The organism is Brevundimonas sp. CURTG3B2_SDJG (assembly GCF_057364705.1).
On the sequence record NZ_JBNFOJ010000026.1, the window covers coordinates 1 to 17,561 of the forward strand.

Below are 17,561 nucleotides of genomic sequence, written 5' to 3' on the forward strand. Positions count from 1 at the left end.
CCCCGTCGCCGGCGCCGAGGCGGCCCTGGCGGCGCGCCTGCGGACCTTGATGGAGACGGACCGCGTCCACCTGGATCCGGACCTGACCTTCGACGCCTTCGCGCGGGCGATGGGCGCGCCCGAGCGGACGGTGCGCCGGCTGATCAACCAGCGACTGGGCCACGATCACTTCCGGACCTTCCTGAACGCGTGGCGGGTGGGCGAGGCCCGCCGACTGCTGGCCGATCCGGCGCGGCGCGGCGACAAGCTGATCGCCATCGCCCTGGACAGCGGCTTCGCCTCCCTGGCCTCGTTCAACCGCGTCTTCCGCGAGATGGAGGGCCGGTCGCCCAGCGCCTTCCGCGAAGCCGTCCGGTCGGGTTCTGAGGATCGTTCCGCCGGGTTCTGATGAGCGCCCGCCGTCCGATCCGGCCAGTCTGCGCGCGTTCCATGAAGGGAGATCGCGGATGGACGGAATGATCGGCGCGGCGAGTGTCGTCGCATTGCTGCTCGGAGCGGGAACGCTGATCGGGCTGCTGCGGTGGAAGGATTTCTCCTTCCGCTGGCTGCTGGCCGCGGCGGGGTTGGTGGCGGTCAACGACGCCCTGCTGACCAATCTGTACGGGCGGTTGCCGGACATGATCGGCGGCGACTGGAACTGGCAGGGCAAGGCGCTGGCGCTGGCCGCCACCCTGGCGATCGCCGCCCTGCCCGCCCTGGGCTGGAAGGCGTCCGGCCTGACGCTGCGCCAGGCGCCGGGAAGCCTGAAGTCCGCCGCGCCGGTCGCCCTGGCCTACGTCGGTTTCTTCCTGGTCCTGGCCCTGACCTTCCCGAACGAGCCGGCTTCGACCGAGACGGTCGCCTTCCAGCTGACCATGCCGGGCTTCGAGGAGGAGCCCTACTATCGGGGCGTCCTGCTGCTTCTGCTGTGCCGGGCCTTCGCGGGGCGTTGGCGGTTCCTGGGCGTGGAGTGGAGCTGGGGCGCCATCCTGTCCTGCGCATTGTTCGGCCTGGCGCACGCCTTCGGCTATTCGGACGGCGCCTTCTCTTTCGACCCGACGACGATGGCCCTGACCGCCTTGCCGTCGCTGATCGCCGTCTGGCTGGTCTTGAAGACCCGCAGCATCCTAGCGCCCGTGCTGCTGCACAATTTCGGCAACGCGATCACCCTGCTGATCTAACGTCGGCGGGCTGGACGCCCCTCGTCTTCGGACTCCGTTTGATCCGCTCTTCGCAACTGCGTAATGAGGACCGCCGTTCACGGGGAGTCGCCATGTCCAGCCTGCAGTCGTCCGCCCTCGCCCGCGTCAAGCCTTCGGCCACGCTCGCCGTGACCGCCCGGGCCCGCGAACTCAAGCGCGAGGGCCGCGACGTGATCGGCCTGGGCGCCGGGGAGCCGGACTTCGACACGCCCGAGAACATCAAACAGGCCGCCATCGAGGCCATCCGGCGCGGCGAGACCAAGTACACCGACGTCGACGGCCTGCCCGAACTCAAGGCCGCCGTCTCGGCCAAGTTCGCGCGCGAGAACGGCTTGACCTACGGGACCGACCAGATCCACGTCGCGCCCGGCGGCAAGACGGTGATCTACAACGCCCTGGTCGCCACCCTGTCGCCCGGCGACGAGGTCATCGTGCCGGCCCCCTACTGGGTCAGCTATCCCGACATGGTGCTGCTGGCCGGCGGCGAACCCGTCACCGTGGTCGGCCACGAGGCCGACGGCTTCAAGCTGAAGCCCGAGGCGCTGGAGGCCGCGATCACGCCGAAGACGAAGTGGCTGATCCTGAACAGCCCGTCCAACCCGACCGGCGCGGCCTACACCCGCGCGGAGCTGGAGGCCCTGGGCGAGGTGCTGAAGCGCCACCCGCAGGTCTGGGTGCTGACCGACGACATGTACGAGCACCTGATCTACGGCGAGTTCGAGTACGTCACGATCGCCCAGGCGGTTCGCGAGCTCTACGACCGCACCCTGACGGTGAACGGGGTCTCCAAGGCCTATGCGATGACCGGCTGGCGGATCGGCTACGCGGGCGGGCCCAAGGCGTTGATCGACCTGATGCGCAAGGTGGCGGGCCAGACGACCACCAACCCGTCCTCGATCAGCCAGTGGGCGGCGGTCGAGGCCCTGAACGGGCCGCAGGACTTCATCGCCGAGCGGGCCAGGCATTTCGAGGCGCGCCGCGACCTGGTGGTGTCGATGCTGAACCAGGCGACCGGCATTCGCTGCGCGACGCCCGAGGGCGCCTTCTACGTCTATCCCTCGATCGAGGGCCTGGTCGGCAAGCGGACGGAAGCCGGCGTCGTCATCGATGGCGACGACACGTTCGCGACCGAATTGCTGAACGCCGAGGGCGTGGCGGTGGTCCAGGGCTCCGCCTTCGGCCTGAGCCCCTATTTCCGCATCAGCTACGCGACGAGCGAGAGCGTGCTGGAGGAGGCGTGCCGTCGGATCCAGCGGTTCTGCGCGGGGCTGCGGTAGACGCTCACCCCTCCACCACGCTTCGCGTGGTCCCCCTCCCCACTTCGTGGAGAGGTGACGGTGGATCACCTCTCCATTCGCGAAGGCGAATGGGGAGGACCGATCGCGCAGCGATCAGGAGGGGTCGACGCGCGGCCCCGCCCTAGATCATCGCCATGCCGCCGTTGACGTGCAGGGTCTGGCCCGTGACGTAGGCGGCCTCGTCCGACGACAGATACACCGCCGCCGCCGCGATCTCGTCGCCCGTGCCCAGGCGGCCGGCCGGGATGTTCTTCAGGATGGTCTCGCGCTGCTGGTCGTTCAGGACATCGGTCATCGGCGAGGCGATGAAGCCCGGGGCGATGCAGTTCACCGTGATGCCGCGCGAACCGACTTCCTGGGCCAGGGACTTGGAGAAGCCGATCATGCCCGCCTTGGAGGCGGCGTAGTTGGTCTGGCCCGGGTTGCCGGTGACGCCGACCACCGAGGTGACGCCGATGATGCGGCCGGCGCGGCGCTTCATCATGCCCTTCATCGCGGCGCGCGACAGGCGGAAATAGCTTTCCAGATTGACCTTGATGACCTGCTCGAAGTCCTCGTCCTTCATGCGCATCAGAAGGCCGTCCTTGGTGATGCCGGCGTTGGCGACCAGGATGTCCAGCGGCGCGCCGGCGGCCTCTTCCGCCCGGCCGATCAGGCGTCCACGGATTCGGCGTCCGACAGGTTGGCGGCGGCGGCGAAGGCGCGTTCCTTCAGCTCGCCCGCCAACTCCTGCAGCACGGCCTCGCGGGTGCCGGACAGAACGACCGTCGCGCCTTGGGCGTGCAGGGCGCGGGCGATCGCCCCGCCGATGCCGCCGGTGGCGCCGGTGACGAGAGCGGTCTTGCCGGTGAGATTGAACATGGGACGGGCTCCGGTGTCGGAAGTGGTTAGTGGCTAGTGGTTAGTGATTGCTGGGGCGAAGGCGGTGATCAAGGCGCGGACGACGGTTTCACGCTCGGCTCAACCACTAGCCACCAGCCACTAACCACTCAGAGCGACTTCGCGAACGCTTCCAGCTCTTCCGGCGTGTTCAGCGACAGGCTTTCGGCGTCGGGCGCGATGCGTTTGGCCATGCCGGTCAGGACCTTGCCCGAGCCGATCTCGGCGAAGCGGGTCACGCCGCCCTCGCCGGCCATCCATTCCATCGATTCGCGCCAGCGCACCCGGCCAGTGACCTGTTCGACCAGCAGGCGGCGGATGACCTCGGGATCGCTCTGAGGGCTCGCGGTGACGTTGGCGACGACGGGAACCAAGGGGGCCGAGATGGCGGCGGTCGCCAGAGCGGCGGCCATTTCGTCGGCGGCGGGCTGCATCAGCGGGCAGTGGAAGGGCGCAGAGACGTTCAGCGGAATGGCGCGGGCGCCCAGCTCCTTGGCTTTCTCGATGGCGCGATCCACCGCGGCCTTGTCGCCGGAGATGACGATGTTGCCGGCGTTGTTGTCGTTGGCGACGACGCAGACGCCGACTTCCGAACCGGCCTTGGCGGCTTCCTCGGCCAGGGCGAGATCGGTCTTGGGCCCGATCAGCGAGGCCATGGCGCCGCGCCCGACCGGAACGGCGCGCTGCATGGCCTGGCCGCGCAGCTTCAGCAGGCGGGCGGTGTCGGACAGCGAGATCGCGCCGGCGGCGCACAGGGCCGAATATTCGCCCAGCGAATGGCCGGCGACGAAGGCGGCCTTGGCCACGTCGACGCCGAACTCGGCCTTCAGCGCGCGGGCGGCGGCCACCGACACGGCCATCAGGGCCGGCTGGGCGTTCTCGGTCAGGGTCAGCTGGTCCTCGGGGCCTTCGCGCATCAGCGACGACAGGTTCTGGCCCAGCGCCTCGTCCACCTCGGCGAAGACCTCGCGGGCCGAGGCGAAGGCGTCGGCCAGCGCCGCCCCCATGCCGACCGCCTGGCTGCCTTGTCCGGGGAACAGGAGGGCGAGGGTCATCGTGAAGGCTCCGCGGCCGTGAATCGAAGGGCGCAGCGATAGGCCTGGCGTGACGCAGGGGCAAGCCGGGGGATCAGAACAGCACCGCCGGGTTCATGATCCGCAGCGGATCGATCGCCGCCCGCACCGCCTGCATGGTCGCGATCTCGAGCGGCGACTTGTAGCGCCGGGCCTCCTCGGTCTTCAGACGGCCCAGGCCATGTTCCGCGGATATGGAGCCATTGTAGCGGGCGACGATGTCGTGGACGACCTCGGACCCCTTCTCCCAGCGGCCGATGAAGGCGGCGTGGTCCGCGCCCGGCGGGCAGAGCACGTCGTAGTGCATGTTGCCGTCGCCCACGTGCCCGAAGGCGCTGACCCGGGCGCCGGGTTCGAAGCGTTCGACGGCGGCCGTCGCCTCGTTCAGGAAGTCGGCGATACGCGAGACGGGGACCGAGACGTCGTGCTTCCAGCCGCCGCCCTCGGGCTTCTGGGCGGCGGACTGCTCTTCCCTCACCTTCCAGAAGTCGGCGCGCTGGCCGTCGTTCTGGGCGATGGAGGCGTCCGTGATCAGTCCCGCCTCGAAGGCGTCGGACAGCAGCCGCTCCATGGCCGCGTCGGCGGCGCCGGGCTCGCCCGAGACCAGTTCGATCAACACGTACCAGGGGGGCGTCGTCTCCAGCGGTTCGCGGGTGTCGGGGATGTTGCGCAGTACGAACTCCATGCCGATGCGCTTCATCAGCTCGAAGGCCTCGACCCCGCCGCCGGTCTCGGCCTTGGCGCGGGCCAGAAGCTCGATCGCGGCGTGGGCTGTCTCCAGCCCGACCATGGCGGTGGCCCGGCTGCGCATCACGGGAAACAGCTTCAGCGTCGCGGCGGTGACCACGCCCAGCGTGCCCTCGGCCCCGATCAGCAGCTGTTTCAGGTCATAACCGGTATTGTCCTTCCTGAGCCGCTTCAGGCCGTGGAAGATCTCGCCGTTGGGCAACACGGCCTCGATCCCCAGCACCAGATCGCGCATCACCCCGTAGCGGATGACGGCGGTGCCCCCGGCGTTGGTCGAGATCACCCCGCCGATGGTGGCCGAGCCCTCGGCCGCCAGGCTGAGCGGGAACCTCCGGCCGGCCGCAGCGGCCGCCTGCTGGGCCTCCAGCAGGGTGACGCCGGCCTCGACCGTCATGGCGTCGTCCAGGGGGGTGACGTCGCGCACCGCGCGCAGCTTGCGGGTCGACAGCAACACCTCGCCGTAGGGAATCTGGCCCCCGACCAGGCCGGTGCTCGGCCGGCCCCTGGGGGACCAGGGGCGACGCGATGCTCGGCGCACGCGCGGACGGCGCGGGCGACCTCGTCCGTCGAACGCGGGGTCAGCATCAGCGGCGTGTGGCCGGTCCACCGGCTGCGCCATTCGGTCAGCCAGGGCGCGATCTCGGCCGGGTCTTCGGTCCAGCCCCCGGGGCCGAGCGCGGTCTTCAGGGCGTTGAGAGCTTCAGGAGACGGGGAGGTCATGCGCCGTTTGTGTCAAAGCGCCGCCGCTTGCGCCACCTCTAACTCCGTCATCCTCGGGCTTGTCCCGAGGACCCTTTCATACCGGCGCGCGAAATGCAGAGATCGGCCGGCGTCCCGGCGCTACGGATCGCTCTCGCTGCGCGATGGATCCCCGGGACAAGCCCGAGGATGACGGGATAAGGAGGCGCAATGCGCCCACCCGCCCCCATTCCCGCCGTCGGCGTCGTCTGCCTGAGGGGCGACGAGGTGCTGCTGATCCGCCGCGGCACGGCGCCCCGGCAGGGCGAGTGGAGCCTGCCGGGCGGACGGATCGAGCCGGGCGAGCGCGCGGTGGACGCCGCCTTGCGGGAGCTGTGCGAGGAAACGGGCGTGGAGGCTCGGATCGTGGGCCTGCTGGACGTGGTGGACGGGATCTTCCCCGAGGCCGGCCGGCACTATGTGCTGATCGACTACGCCGCCGAATGGCTGTCGGGCGAGCCCGTGGCCGGCGACGACGCCCTGGAGGCCCGGTTCGTCGCGCTGGAACAGGTCGAGGCTCTGGTCGACTGGACCGAGACACGCCGGATCATCCGCCTGGCCGTCGAACGAACCGCGTCGCGCGGCTGATTCCCGTTCGGATAGCGCGGTTGTCATCGGTCCGTGTCCGGTTTCTGTGGCGCGCGGGCCACGGCCTGATAACCTGAGCCGCAATTGGGAGGCTTTGATGGATTTCTCTGTCGTTTTCGTCGTCGCGATCGTCGTCCTGGCGTTCGTCCTGCTGTTCAGCGTGGTGAAAATCGTGCCGCAGGGCCGTGAGTTCACGGTCGAGCGCTTCGGCAAGTACACCCGGACCCTGCCGCCGGGCATCAGCATCCTGACGCCGTTCGTCGAGCGGATCGGCCGCCGCATGAACATGATGGAGCAGGTGCTGGACGTCCCGACCCAGGAGGTCATCACCAAGGACAACGCCGTGGTGAAGGTCGACGGCATCGTCTTCATCCAGGTGATGGACGCCGCCCGCGCCGCCTATCGGGTGGACGACCTGCCCTACGCCATCTCGCAGCTCTGCATGACCAACCTCAGGACCGTCGTCGGCTCGATGGAGCTGGACGAGGTGCTGAGCCAGCGCGACTCGATCAACACCCGGCTGCTGCAGGTGATCGACGCCGCGACCGAGCCGTGGGGCGTCAAGGCCAACCGGATCGAGATCAAGGATCTGACCCCGCCGGCCGACATCACCAACGCCATGGCCCGCCAGATGAAGGCCGAGCGTGAACGCCGCGCCGTGGTCACCGAGGCGGACGGCGAGAAGCAGGCCGCCATCACCCGCGCCGAGGGCGCCAAACAGGCCGCCATCCTGGAAGCCGAGGGCCGCCGCGAGGCGGCCTTCCGCGACGCCGAGGCCCGCGAGCGCGAAGCCGAGGCCGAGGCCCGCGCCACCGCCATGGTGTCCGAGGCCATCGCCCGCGGGGACGTGAATGCGATCAACTACTTCGTGGCTCAGAAATACGTCGAGGCCTTCGCCGAATTGGCCCGCAGCCCGCAGCAGAAGACCGTGATCGTGCCGTCCGAGATGGGCGCCCTGGTCGGCACCATCGCCGGCGTGGGCGAACTGGTCGGCCTGGCCCGCGACCAGCAGCAGAGCGCGCGCGCCTCGGCTCCGGCGCCCCGAACGCCGCCCAAGCCGCCCCGCGGCTCGGTTCCGGGATCGCTCTGAGCCATGGACGCCCTGATCGACCTCCACGCCGCCCAGCCGTTCTGGATCTGGCTGGCGCTCGGCGTGATCCTGCTGGCGGTCGAGGCCGCCTTCTCGACCGAATGGCTGCTGTGGCCGGCGGTCTCGGCCGGCGTGGTGGCGGCGCTGACGGCGCTCGGCCTTCCGCTCGGCTTCTGGGGCGAGGTGCTGCTGTTCGGCGTGCTGACCGTGGCCTCCACCCTGCTGTCGCGCCGGCTGATCCAGCGCGTCAATCCCAGCGACGCGCCGGACATCAACGCCCGCGACGGCCGCCTGGTCGGCCAGCGCGCCCAGGTGGTCCAGGCCTTCGTCGACGGTCGCGGCCGGGTCTTCGTCTCGGGAGCCGAATGGCCCGCCGAGATCGAGGATTCGGCGCCCCTGGCGGGCGAGAGCGTGATCGTCGAGTCCATCGACGGACCGAAGCTGAGAGTGCGGGCGGCCTGAGACACTCACCTCTCCATCGCCCGCCAAGGCGATGGGGAGGACAGACGGCGAAGCCGTCAGGAGGGGGCGACGCCGACATCGGCCGGTCGCGCTCTGATAACTCCGGCCGGCGTCGCCCTCACCTGGTCGTCGCTATCGCTCCGACCTGTCCTCTCCATTCGCTTGAAGGCGAACGGAGAGGTGAACGTGAGGGTCATCCCCCGCCCCGCATCTCCTCGATCCCGCGATTCGCCAGCCGGTCGGCGCGTTCGTTCAGTTCGTGCCCGGCGTGGCCCTTGACCCAATGCCACCTCACCTCGTGGCGCGAGCGGGCGGCGTCCAGGCGTTTCCACAGGTCGTCGTTCTTGACCGACTTCTTGTCGGCGGTCTTCCAGCCGCGCGCCTTCCAGCCGCGGATCCATTCGGTGATGCCCGTCATCACGTATTTGCTGTCGGTGTGCAGATCGACGCGGCAGGGCCGGTTCAGGGCCTCCAGCGCCATGATCGCCCCCATCAGCTCCATGCGGTTGTTGGTCGTCAGCGGCTCGCCGCCCCACAACTCCTTCTCGTGGCCGCCGCCGGTCTGAAGGATGGCGCCCCAGCCGCCGGGGCCCGGATTGCCCTTGCAGGCGCCGTCGGTGTGGATGATGACGTGACTCATCCGCGCGCTGTATCAGGTTCGCTTGGCGTCGCGCCACCGAACGGCCTATATGCGCCGTGAAAGTATGACCGGGCCGCGGATCGGCCCGCACGAGGAGAGATCGCCGTGGGCGCAATGAGCATCTGGCACTGGGTCATCGTGGGCGTGATCGTGCTCCTGCTGTTCGGCGGCCGCGGCAAGCTGTCGGCGATGATGGGCGACGCCGCCAAGGGCGTGAAGGCGTTCCGCGACGGGCTGAAGGACAGCGACGAGGGCAAGCCGGCCGACAGCCGCGCCGGCGCCCTGCCGCGCACCGACGCCGAAAAGAAGACCTGAAGTCGTAAGCGCCCGCGCGCGCCGGAGAGCCTGACGTATGGGCGGCCTGGGCCCCGGCATCGGGGGCATGGAATATGTCGTGATCGCCATCGTGGCCCTGCTGGTCGTGGGGCCCGAACGGCTGCCCGCGATGCTGCGCAAGCTGGGCAAGATGGTCGCCAAGGCCCGCAACATGGCCAACGAGTTTCGCTCCAGCTTCGACGAGATGGCGCGCCAATCCGAACTCGACGAACTGCGCAAGGAAGTGGACGCGCTGCGCCGCGGCCAGTCGAACATGATGCCGCTGGGCGCCGAGGCCGAAGCGACGTTCAGAAGCATCCGCGACGACCTGAACGCCCCGGCGACCCCGGTCCTGCCCTCTCCGTCCGAGGCCGCCGCCGATCTGCCCGCGATGGCCGCCGCGCCAGACGAATGGCCGGATAGCCCGCCGGTCCTCGAGCCCCTCGAGGCCGCGCCCGCCGCCGCCGGGGCCGTCAAGGCCAAGGCGACCAAACCCAAGACGACCAAGCCCAAGATCGGGGCCGCCGCCAAGCCCGCGCCCGCCAAGCCCCGTGCCTCCCGCAAGAAGGCGGTCGAGCTGTGAGCCGTCCGGAAGCCGATGAGGCCGAGATCGAGGCGTCGCGCGCGCCGCTGATGGATCACCTGATCGAGTTGCGCGGCCGGCTGGTGGTCTGCGTGGTCGCCTTCGCGCTAGCCTTCATCGGCTGCTTCTACTTCGCCGCCGACATCCAGATCTTCCTGATCAAGCCGTTCCAGGCCGCCTACGCCCTGCACGCGGCGGCCCAGGCGTCCGGCGGGCATGGCGGCAACCCGTTCGAGCTGATCGCCGTCACCGCCGGCCTGCACCCGTTCCCGCCCGGAGCTCAGACCGACCTGGCGCTGCAGGCCACCGGCCCGCTGGAGCAGCTCTTCACCAAGATGAAGGTGGCCGGTTTCGGCGCCGTCGTCGTGGCCTTCCCGGTCCTGGCCTGGCAGCTCTACAAGTTCGTGGCGCCCGGGCTGTACCGCAACGAGAAGGGCGCCTTCCTGCCTTTCCTGTTCGTGGCTCCCATACTGTTTCTCGTCGGCGCGGCGCTGGTCTATTTCGTCATGCTGCCCTTCGTCATGTGGTTCTCGCTGAGCCAGCAGATCGTGGCGGACGGCATCACGGTCGAGCTGAACACCAAGATTTCGGAATACCTGAGCCTGGTCACCTCGCTGATCCTGGCCTTCGGCTTGTGCTTCCAGCTGCCGGTGGTCACGACCCTGCTGGGCATGGCCGGCATCATCAGTTCCAGGATGATGTCCGAGGGCCGGCGCTACGCCATCGTCGCGGTGGTGGTGGTGGCGGCCGTCGTCACCCCGCCCGATCCCATCAGCCAGCTGATGTTGGCCGCGCCCCTGGTGCTGCTCTACGAGATCTCGATCTGGTGCGTGCGCCTGATCGAACTGCGCCGGAAGAAGGAAGACGCCGCGGAAGCCGCGGCCTGAAACCCTACGAGGCTTTAACTTGCCTCCGCCCCGCGGGCCGGGGCCTATTCCTCGCGCATTTCGACGGGGCGAGGCCTTCATGTTTCTCGGGTTCGCGGCCGCCGCCGTCCTGGCCGCCGGCCCTCAGGCTCCCTCGCCTACGGGCGTCTGGCGAAGCCAAGGATACGGCTACGTCCTGGACGTGGGCGAGGCCGGGGTGCGGATCTACGACGTCACCGCCTCCAGCTGCGTCCTGAGCGGCGAGGCGCCCGGTCCCGAGGCGCTCGGCGCCGTCGAAGGGCTGAGCGACGATCGCTTCGTCCTGGCCGGCGAGACCTCCCGCATCGGCTTCGAGCGGATCGCCGCCCTGCCCGATCGTTGCCGGATTCCCGAACCGCCGTCGAACGATCCGCTGCGGAACTTCGACGTCCTGTGGGAGACATTCGACGAGAACTACCCGTTCTTCGCCCTGCGCGGCGTCGACTGGAACGCCGTGCGCGAGACCTACCGCCCGCGGGTGGCGACGATGGCGCCCGACGCCGATCTGTGGCCGGTCGTCACCGAGATTCTCGGCCGGTTCCAGGACGCTCACGTCCGGTTGGTGGACGGCGACCGCCGCTTCCAGGTCCGCAGGACGGCCTCGGGCCCAAGCACGGCCGAGCTGCAACGCGGACTGATCGACTATCTGGGCGGACCGGAAAGCCCGCTGGCGGGCGGGGTCGCTCGGAGCGCGCATGACCGGCTGGCCTATGGGCGCACGCCGGAAGGGGTCGCCTACCTGGCCGTCATGACCATGGGAGGCTTCTCCAACGGCCCAGTCGGCTGGCCGGGCAACACCACTTCTGACGCGGACGTCGCCGCCGCCCGCACGGCGCTGGACGAGGCCCTGGCGCGTTTCGAAGGCGCGCCCGGCCTGATCCTGGACCTGCGGTTCAATCCGGGCGGGTCCGAGGCGATCTCGGCCCTGATCGCGGGCTGTTTCGCGGACCGGAAGCGCCTCGCCTACAGCCGCGCTGGCCGCGACGGCGATCGCATGGGTCCGCCGTTCGAGACCTATGTCGAACCGGGCGACTGTCGGCGCTTTTCCGGACCGGTCATCGTCCTGACGGGCGAACGGACCACCAGCGCGGCGGAGGCTCTGGTGATGCGCCTGCGGGTGCTGCCGCAGGCGACGGTCATGGGCCAGCCGACCCAGGGCGCGCATTCCGACGTCCTGAGCCGCACCCTGCCAAACGGTTGGACGCTGGGCCTGTCCAACGAGGTCTACACCCTGGCCGACGGGAAGGTGTACGAAGGCCTGGGCGTCCCCCCCGGAATCGCGACCCCGGCGCCGGGCCCGGACGCCGCCCCGGAGACGGCCTTCGGCGCCGACATCCGGCTGGCCGCGCGACGCTTCCGGACCGGCGAGGCCGCGCCTCGGTGAGCGCCCCGATCCGCCCAGCCGACGGATCGCGTCCTGCGCTCGGGAGCGAGACGACGAACGCGGGTCATGATACGTCGTCCGGCATGAGTTTCATCGGCCCCGCCGCATCCGGTCCGTTCACCGACATCGCCGCCCGACTGAAGCGGGCGCCGGGCGCGGCCTATCTGGGAGCCATGCTGCTGGTGGGCGTCTCGCTGGCCGTACGGCTGCTGCTGGATCCCATCCTGACCACCGGCTACGGCTTCATCCTGTTCTACCCGGCCGTGATCCTGTCCGCCTACTGGATGGGGGCGCGGCCCGCCCTGCTGGCGACCGGCCTGGCGGCCGTCATCGTCTATGTCTTCATGGGGCCCGTGCCGTTCCAGTTCCATCTGCAGACACCGGCCGTCATCTGGCTGGTGGTCTTCCTGATCTCGTCGGGACTGCTGATCCATGTGCTGAGCAGCATCCGCGCGCGCTTCCGCGACCTGGCGGTCAGCCATGCCCGGGTCGAGGCCCTGGCCACCGGCCAGGCCGCGCTGTTCCGCGAGCATGCGCAGCGGACCACCGACCATCTGCAGCTGATCTCGGCCATCCTGCACGCCCGCGCGCGGGGCGAGCCCGCACCCCACCGTCCTCGCGCGTGCTGGCCAACGCCGCCTCGCGCACCCTGGTCATATCGCGCACCCACCGCGCCTTCGTCGGCGACGAGGGCCGGACCATCCATTTCGAGGCCTTCGCCCAACGGCTGACGGACGCGGCGGCGGCGCGGGACGGCCTGCCGCGGGTCGCGTCCGCTTCGGCGGCGGCGACGTCGCGGTGCCTGTCGAGCAGGCGACGGCCCTCGGACTGGTTCTGCTGGAGTATCTGACCACCCTGGGCCTGCTCCGACCCGGCGCCACCCTGGCGGTCGCCCTGGACGAGGACGCGCAAACCCGCACCCTGAACCTGACCGCCGTCGGGGCCGCGGACATGCCCGCGCCCCAGGACATGATGCTGGTCGAGGCCATGACCGAGCAACTGGGCGGCCGTCTGCGGATCACCCGTGATCGTGACGGCTGCGATCTGCGCATCGCCTTCCCCGCCGCGCTGCAGCCGCCGCCGAGCTGGGATCCGCTGACGTTCAGCCTGCATTGAAAGCCAGCCGCGCCGCGGTTCTCAGGGCTGTCCGCCGGCGCCCGCGGTCCGTCGTAGCCAGGCCCGGAAGACGGCCATCGCCGGGGTGTCGCTGCGCGAGTTCAGGCGCGTCAGCCAATAGCCTCCCATCCCCACCTCGACGCCGAACGGAGCCACGACGCGTTCGGCCACCAGTTCGCGCATGAACATCGACGCCGGCGCCAGGGCCACCCCCTCCCCGGCGCGGCGCCTGGACCATCAGGGCGGAACTGTCGAAGACCGGCCCCTTGAGCAGCGGACAGGGAGCGCCGGCGGCCTGGAACCAGCGCGGCCATTCGTCGGGCCGGTAGGAGCGCAGCAGGGTTTCGCGCGCCAGGGCGGCCGGATCGTCCAGCCGCGCGGCGACCGAGGGCGCGCACAGCGGGGTCAGCGGCGCGTCCAGCACGGATTCGGCGTTCACCGCGTGCCAGGCCCCGTCGCCGTAGCGGATCGCCATGTCCAGCCCGTCGCCGGCCAGATCGACGCGGTTGTTGTTGGTCATGATCCGCAGATCGACGTGCGGATGCTCGCGGCTGAAATCCGCCAGGCGGGGCAGCAGCCAGCCGGTCGCGAAGGTTCCGACGACGCCCAAGGTGAGCGTCTCGGTCAGGCGACCGTCGGCGTAGCGGTCCAGCGTCTCGCCGATCCGGCCCAGGGCGTCGCCGATCACCGGCGCCAGCGCCTGCCCCTCGTCGGTCAGGGCCAGTCCGCGCGACAGCCGGCGGAACAGCGACACGCCCAGGCGGGCCTCCAGCAGGGCGACCTGATGGCTCACCGCGCCCTGGCTGACGCAAAGCTCCGCCGCCGCCCGCGTGAGGTTCAGATGGCGCGCCGCGGCCTCGAAGGCGCGCAATGCGTTCAGAGGAAGCTGGGCGCGATCCATCGCCCAGCCATGAGCGAAATTGAGACCTGTGTCGAGATATGGTGGTTTGCCGCCGCCGCGTGGGGATCGCAATCTCGCCGCACATCCACCCGGAGACCCTCCCCATGAAGCCCATCTGGACACCCGCGCTGGCGGCCCTTTGCCTGGCGATCGCCGTCCCTGGGACGGCCCCGGCTCAGGACGCCCACGACCGGGCGGCCTGGAACACCCCGGTCGCGCCCTTCGCCATCGCCGGAAACGTCAACTATGTGGGCGTCGAAGGGATCTCCGCCTTCCTGATCACGACGCCCGAGGGGCACATCCTGATCGACGGCGGCCTGCCGGAAAGCGCGCCGCTGGTCCTGGCGTCGATCCGCAGGCTCGGCTTCGATCCGGCCGACGTGAAGGTGCTGCTGAACTCCCACGCTCATTTCGACCACGCCGGAGGCCTGGCCGCCCTGAAGGCCGAGACCGGAGCCCGGTTTGTGGCCAGCGAGGGCGACCGACGGGCCTTGGAAAGCGGCCGTCACATCGGCCTGGCCAACTACGAGGGCCGCTTCCCCGCTGTGTCCGTCGACCGGACGGTCCGCGACGGCGACACGGTCGAGCTGGGCGGAACGGTGCTGACGGCCCGGGTCACGCCAGGGCACACCGCCGGCTGCACCAGCTGGACCATGCCGGTGATCCAGGGCGGGAAGACGCTGACCGTCATGTTCTTCTGCAGCGCCAGCGTGGCCGGCGCGACCCTGGTGGACAACACCGAGTATCCGCAGATCGTTTCGGACTTCCGAGCCACCTTCGACCGGCTGGACGCCATGCCGGTGGACATCCTGCTGGCCAACCACCCCAGCCTTTCGGACATCTTCGAGCGGCGACGGCGTCAGGCGGCCGGCGACGCCGACGCCTTTGTGGACCGGACGGCGCTTCCCGCCCTCTCGCGCGAACTGAGGGCGGCGTTCGAAGCCGACCTGGCCCGTCAGCGATCGGCCCGCCAGGCCTCGGAGGCCGGGCGACGCCGTGAGGAAGATTCATGACGAAGCCGCCGTCGGCTGGGACGACAAACGAGAAGGGCGCCGGACGGTCTCCCGTCCGCGCCCTCGATCGTCAGCCCCGGCTGTCGATCAGCAGCTGTAGTACATGTCGAATTCGACCGGGTGCGGGTGAAGCTGCAGGCGCATCACCTCCTCCATCTTCAGCTCGATGTAGCTGTCGATGAAGTCGTCATCCATGACGCCGCCCTTCTTGAGGAAGGCGCGGTCCTTGTCGAGGTTCTCGAGCGCTTCGCGCAGCGAGCCGCAGACCTCGGGGATGTTGCCGCGCTCTTCCGGCGGCAGGTCGTACAGGTTCTTGTCGGCCGCCGCGCCCGGATCGATCGGTTCTCGATGCCGTCCAGGCCGGCCATCAGCAGGGCCACGAAGGTCAGGTAGGGGTTGCCCATCGGGTCGGGGAAGCGGGCTTCGATGCGCTTGGCCTTGGGCGAGTTGACCCACGGAATCCGGATCGAGGCCGAGCGGTTGCGGGCCGAATAGGCCAGCTTCACCGGAGCTTCATAGCCCGGCACCAGGCGCTTGTAGGAATTGGTCGTCGAGTTCGCGAAGGCGTTGATCGCCTTGGCGTGCTTGATGATGCCCCCGATGTACCACAGGCACACGTCCGACAGGCCGGCGTACTTGTCGCCCGCGAACAGGGGCTTGCCGTCACGCCAGATCGACTGGTGCACGTGCATGCCCGAGCCGTTGTCACCGAAGGTCGGCTTGGCCATGAAGGTCGCCGACTTGCCATAGGCCGCGGCCACGTTGTGGATCACGTATTTATACAGCTGCAGGCGGTCGGCCATGGTCAGCAGGTCCGAGAACTTCAGGCCCAGTTCGTGCTGAGCCGGAGCCACCTCGTGGTGGTGCTTCTCGGGCTGCATGCCCAGGTCGCGCATCACGCCCAGCATCTCGCCGCGCAGGTCCTGGGCGCTGTCGGTCGGGTTGACCGGGAAGTAGCCGCCCTTGGGCCCCGGGCGGTGACCCATGTTGCCTTCGGAATATTCAGCGCCGGTGTTGGCCGGCAGCTCGATCGAATCGTAGGTGTAGCCGGTGTCGTGCGGAGCGGTGCTCCAGCGCACGTCGTCGAAGATGAAGAACTCGGCCTCGGGCCCGAAGAAGACGGTGTCGCCCACGCCGGAAGACTGGACGTAGGCCAGCGCCTTCTTGGCCATCGAGCGGCTGTCGCGGTTGTAGGGCTCGCCGGTGTCGGGGTTCAGAACGTCGCAGAACAGGAACAGCGTCGTCTGCTGGTAGAAGGGGTCGATCCAGAAGTTCGACAGGTCCGGCTTCAGCAGCATGTCGGACTCGTTGATGGCCTTCCAGCCGGCGATGGACGAGCCGTCGAACATCGTGCCCTCTTCGAGGAACTCCTCGTCGACCAGGTCGATGTCGAAGGTGACGTGCTGCATCCGCCCCTTGGTGTCGGTGAAGCGGAGATCGACGTAACGGACGTCCTTCTCCTTGATCTCCGAGAGGATCTTCTTGGCGCTCATTCTTCGAGGTCCGTTTCTTGGGTGGGGAGGTTCAAAGGAAACGGCCGCCCCGAAAGGCGGCCGGTGGTTCGGGCGGTCAGACGGCCTGGGCCCCCGTCTCGCCGGTGCGGATGCGGATGACGTCGAGGACTTCGGACACGAAGATCTTGCCGTCCCCGATCTTGCCCGTGTGGGCGGCGGTCTGGATGGCCTCGATCACCGAGGCGGCGAGGTCGTCGGGAACCACCACCTCGATCTTGATCTTGGGCAGGAAGTCGATGACGTATTCGGCGCCGCGATAGAGTTCGGAATGCCCCTTCTGGCGGCCGTATCCCCTGGCTTCCAGCACGGTCATGCCCTGGACTCCCGCGTCCTGCAGGGCCTCTTTCACTTCATCCAGCTTGAAAGGCTTGATGACGGCTTCGATCTTTTTCATCGGCGATCCCAGGCGGGCATGACGTGCTCGCGCTCGGGCGGTAAAGGGACATTGCATTGCACAATTTGGCAAGCGTTTTTCCACCGGTGTCGCCATCCGTGAACGGAAGAGGCTTTAGGGAGGTCGATCATGAACACCGTCCGCTTCAAGGACACTGACCGCGGCAAGTCGCTGTTGGGGGTCGCGGCCTATCTGATCCTGCTCGGCGCGCTGCTGTTCGGCGTCGTCGGCTTCGACCGGGCGGCGGACTTCGTCAACGGCTTCGGTTCGGCGAAGGTCCTGGGCCTGCTCGTCGGCTTCGCGGCCCTGACTCCGGTGGTTTTCATCATGGCGATGGCCACCCGGACGGTGGAGGCCGGGTTCGAAGACGGCGCCCTGTCGGTGAAGGCGGGCAAGAGCGGCCCCGAGCGGATTCCCTATGACACGATCGGGTCGATCGACTTCGGAAGTCGGCGATCGCGACCTTCACCTGCGCGACCGCGGCGGGCGAACGCTCCGCACGTTCAGGCCCATCAACGACGCCCCCGGCCAGGCGGCGCTGCTCAAGGCGTTCGGACGCATCCCCGGCCTTCGCAAGAGCGAGAGCGCGCGGCGCGTCGCCGGCGGCTCGCTGACGGTGGTGGAGTTCACCCGGCCATGACGCCCGACTGGCGCGCCGTCCTGCCCTGGCCGGCGACGGACGCTCACAAGCATGCGCGCGGACGGCTGGGGCGTGGTCTCGGGGAAAGGCGACCCAGACC

Annotated in this window: 18 protein-coding genes and 3 pseudogenes; 14 read left to right on the plus strand and 7 right to left on the minus strand. The window is 69.3% G+C overall.

The window, feature by feature from the left end:
• From AC2W7C_RS02970 to AC2W7C_RS02980, 3 genes are all read left to right on the plus strand, one after another.
• Nucleotides 1-388, plus strand: a 388-nt coding sequence (locus tag AC2W7C_RS02970; protein ID WP_486000107.1) for a helix-turn-helix domain-containing protein, incomplete at its 5' end; no start/stop codon positions are given.
• Nucleotides 389-446: 58 nt separating this feature from the next.
• Complete coding sequence (locus AC2W7C_RS02975; RefSeq protein ID WP_486000108.1) at nt 447-1,160, plus strand: CPBP family intramembrane glutamic endopeptidase, BDIM_20840 family; 714 nt, start codon at nt 447-449, stop codon at nt 1,158-1,160.
• 92 nt (nt 1,161-1,252) lie between these two features.
• The gene (locus AC2W7C_RS02980) at nt 1,253-2,458 is read left to right on the plus strand and encodes a pyridoxal phosphate-dependent aminotransferase (protein ID WP_486000109.1); all 1,206 of its coding nucleotides are present in this window, start codon (nt 1,253-1,255) and stop codon (nt 2,456-2,458) included.
• 142 nt (nt 2,459-2,600) lie between these two features.
• Here AC2W7C_RS02980 and fabG read toward each other — a convergent pair.
• The 3 genes and pseudogenes from fabG to AC2W7C_RS02995 form a co-directional block, all read right to left on the minus strand.
• Nucleotides 2,601-3,340: pseudogene (gene fabG / locus AC2W7C_RS02985) on the minus strand (3-oxoacyl-[acyl-carrier-protein] reductase).
• A gap of 128 nt (nt 3,341-3,468) precedes the next feature.
• Complete coding sequence (gene fabD, locus AC2W7C_RS02990; protein ID WP_486000110.1) at nt 3,469-4,413, minus strand: ACP S-malonyltransferase; 945 nt, start codon at nt 4,411-4,413, stop codon at nt 3,469-3,471.
• Nucleotides 4,414-4,486: 73 nt separating this feature from the next.
• A pseudogene (locus tag AC2W7C_RS02995) lies at nt 4,487-5,898 on the minus strand (FAD-binding oxidoreductase).
• 189 nt (nt 5,899-6,087) lie between these two features.
• On the opposite strand from AC2W7C_RS02995, the gene AC2W7C_RS03000 reads away from it, so the two are divergent.
• From AC2W7C_RS03000 to AC2W7C_RS03010, 3 genes are all read left to right on the plus strand, one after another.
• Entirely contained in the window at nt 6,088-6,504 is a 417-nt protein-coding gene (locus tag AC2W7C_RS03000) for an NUDIX hydrolase (protein ID WP_486000111.1), read from the plus strand.
• A 97-nt stretch (nt 6,505-6,601) separates the two neighbouring features.
• Nucleotides 6,602-7,594, plus strand: coding sequence for an SPFH domain-containing protein (locus tag AC2W7C_RS03005; protein ID WP_486000112.1), 993 nt, complete (start codon nt 6,602-6,604; stop codon nt 7,592-7,594).
• 3 nt (nt 7,595-7,597) lie between these two features.
• Complete coding sequence (locus AC2W7C_RS03010; RefSeq protein ID WP_486000113.1) at nt 7,598-8,056, plus strand: NfeD family protein; 459 nt, start codon at nt 7,598-7,600, stop codon at nt 8,054-8,056.
• Nucleotides 8,057-8,249: 193 nt separating this feature from the next.
• On the opposite strand, the gene rnhA is transcribed toward AC2W7C_RS03010, so the two are convergent.
• Nucleotides 8,250-8,696 carry a ribonuclease HI gene (rnhA, locus tag AC2W7C_RS03015; protein WP_486000114.1) on the minus strand — a complete coding sequence of 149 codons (447 nt, stop codon included), beginning with the start codon at nt 8,694-8,696 and terminating at the stop codon, nt 8,250-8,252.
• A gap of 105 nt (nt 8,697-8,801) precedes the next feature.
• Here rnhA and AC2W7C_RS03020 point away from each other — a divergent pair, with 105 nt between their 5' ends.
• The 6 genes from AC2W7C_RS03020 (at nt 8,802) to AC2W7C_RS03045 (ending at nt 12,999) form a co-directional block, all read left to right on the plus strand.
• Nucleotides 8,802-9,011 carry a twin-arginine translocase TatA/TatE family subunit gene (locus AC2W7C_RS03020; protein ID WP_486000115.1) on the plus strand — a complete coding sequence of 70 codons (210 nt, stop codon included), beginning with the start codon at nt 8,802-8,804 and terminating at the stop codon, nt 9,009-9,011.
• A gap of 37 nt (nt 9,012-9,048) precedes the next feature.
• Nucleotides 9,049-9,594 carry a Sec-independent protein translocase protein TatB gene (tatB, locus tag AC2W7C_RS03025; RefSeq protein ID WP_486000116.1) on the plus strand — a complete coding sequence of 182 codons (546 nt, stop codon included), beginning with the start codon at nt 9,049-9,051 and terminating at the stop codon, nt 9,592-9,594.
• A gap of 50 nt (nt 9,595-9,644) precedes the next feature.
• Nucleotides 9,645-10,481, plus strand: coding sequence for a twin-arginine translocase subunit TatC (tatC, locus tag AC2W7C_RS03030; RefSeq protein WP_486000124.1), 837 nt, complete (start codon nt 9,645-9,647; stop codon nt 10,479-10,481).
• A gap of 79 nt (nt 10,482-10,560) precedes the next feature.
• A complete protein-coding gene (locus tag AC2W7C_RS03035) occupies nt 10,561-11,883 on the plus strand; it encodes a S41 family peptidase (protein ID WP_486000117.1) in 1,323 nt (440 codons plus the stop codon).
• A gap of 83 nt (nt 11,884-11,966) precedes the next feature.
• Nucleotides 11,967-12,614 carry a DUF4118 domain-containing protein gene (locus tag AC2W7C_RS03040; protein WP_486000118.1) on the plus strand — a complete coding sequence of 216 codons (648 nt, stop codon included), beginning with the start codon at nt 11,967-11,969 and terminating at the stop codon, nt 12,612-12,614.
• Between the two features lie 67 nt (nt 12,615-12,681).
• A complete protein-coding gene (locus AC2W7C_RS03045) occupies nt 12,682-12,999 on the plus strand; it encodes a hypothetical protein (RefSeq protein ID WP_486000119.1) in 318 nt (105 codons plus the stop codon).
• Here AC2W7C_RS03045 and AC2W7C_RS03050 read toward each other — a convergent pair.
• Complete coding sequence (locus tag AC2W7C_RS03050; protein ID WP_486000120.1) at nt 12,986-13,900, minus strand: LysR substrate-binding domain-containing protein; 915 nt, start codon at nt 13,898-13,900, stop codon at nt 12,986-12,988. The genes AC2W7C_RS03045 and AC2W7C_RS03050 overlap by 14 nt on opposite strands.
• A gap of 104 nt (nt 13,901-14,004) precedes the next feature.
• Between AC2W7C_RS03050 and bla the strand changes: the two genes are divergently transcribed.
• On the plus strand, nt 14,005-14,913 hold the full coding sequence (bla, locus tag AC2W7C_RS03055) for a subclass B3 metallo-beta-lactamase (RefSeq protein ID WP_486000121.1): 909 nt from the start codon (nt 14,005-14,007) through the stop codon (nt 14,911-14,913).
• An 87-nt stretch (nt 14,914-15,000) separates the two neighbouring features.
• Here the strand turns inward: bla and glnA are convergent.
• Together glnA and AC2W7C_RS03065 are read right to left on the minus strand one after the other, a co-directional pair.
• Nucleotides 15,001-16,406 (minus strand): annotated as a pseudogene (gene glnA / locus AC2W7C_RS03060) (type I glutamate--ammonia ligase).
• Between the two features lie 76 nt (nt 16,407-16,482).
• Nucleotides 16,483-16,821 carry a P-II family nitrogen regulator gene (locus AC2W7C_RS03065; protein WP_486000122.1) on the minus strand — a complete coding sequence of 113 codons (339 nt, stop codon included), beginning with the start codon at nt 16,819-16,821 and terminating at the stop codon, nt 16,483-16,485.
• Nucleotides 16,822-16,950: 129 nt separating this feature from the next.
• Between AC2W7C_RS03065 and AC2W7C_RS03070 the strand changes: the two genes are divergently transcribed.
• The coding region (locus AC2W7C_RS03070) for a hypothetical protein (RefSeq protein ID WP_486000123.1) at nt 16,951-17,561 on the plus strand (611 nt) is incomplete at its 3' end.

Excerpts from the sequence above, each read along its gene's own strand:
- AC2W7C_RS02975 (WP_486000108.1), top strand. The coding sequence starts at position 447 with ATGGACGGAATGATCGGCGCGGCGAGTGTCGTCGCATTGCTGCTCGGA.
- AC2W7C_RS02980 (WP_486000109.1), top strand. The coding sequence starts at position 1,253 with ATGTCCAGCCTGCAGTCGTCCGCCCTCGCCCGCGTCAAGCCTTCGGCC.
- fabD (WP_486000110.1), bottom strand. The coding sequence starts at position 4,413 with ATGACCCTCGCCCTCCTGTTCCCCGGACAAGGCAGCCAGGCGGTCGGC.
- AC2W7C_RS03000 (WP_486000111.1), top strand. The coding sequence starts at position 6,088 with ATGCGCCCACCCGCCCCCATTCCCGCCGTCGGCGTCGTCTGCCTGAGG.
- AC2W7C_RS03005 (WP_486000112.1), top strand. The coding sequence starts at position 6,602 with ATGGATTTCTCTGTCGTTTTCGTCGTCGCGATCGTCGTCCTGGCGTTC.
- AC2W7C_RS03010 (WP_486000113.1), top strand. The coding sequence starts at position 7,598 with ATGGACGCCCTGATCGACCTCCACGCCGCCCAGCCGTTCTGGATCTGG.
- rnhA (WP_486000114.1), bottom strand. The coding sequence starts at position 8,696 with ATGAGTCACGTCATCATCCACACCGACGGCGCCTGCAAGGGCAATCCG.
- tatB (WP_486000116.1), top strand. The coding sequence starts at position 9,049 with ATGGGCGGCCTGGGCCCCGGCATCGGGGGCATGGAATATGTCGTGATC.
- tatC (WP_486000124.1), top strand. The coding sequence starts at position 9,645 with ATGGATCACCTGATCGAGTTGCGCGGCCGGCTGGTGGTCTGCGTGGTC.
- AC2W7C_RS03035 (WP_486000117.1), top strand. The coding sequence starts at position 10,561 with ATGTTTCTCGGGTTCGCGGCCGCCGCCGTCCTGGCCGCCGGCCCTCAG.
- AC2W7C_RS03040 (WP_486000118.1), top strand. The coding sequence starts at position 11,967 with ATGAGTTTCATCGGCCCCGCCGCATCCGGTCCGTTCACCGACATCGCC.
- AC2W7C_RS03050 (WP_486000120.1), bottom strand. The coding sequence starts at position 13,900 with ATGGATCGCGCCCAGCTTCCTCTGAACGCATTGCGCGCCTTCGAGGCC.
- bla (WP_486000121.1), top strand. The coding sequence starts at position 14,005 with ATGAAGCCCATCTGGACACCCGCGCTGGCGGCCCTTTGCCTGGCGATC.
- AC2W7C_RS03065 (WP_486000122.1), bottom strand. The coding sequence starts at position 16,821 with ATGAAAAAGATCGAAGCCGTCATCAAGCCTTTCAAGCTGGATGAAGTG.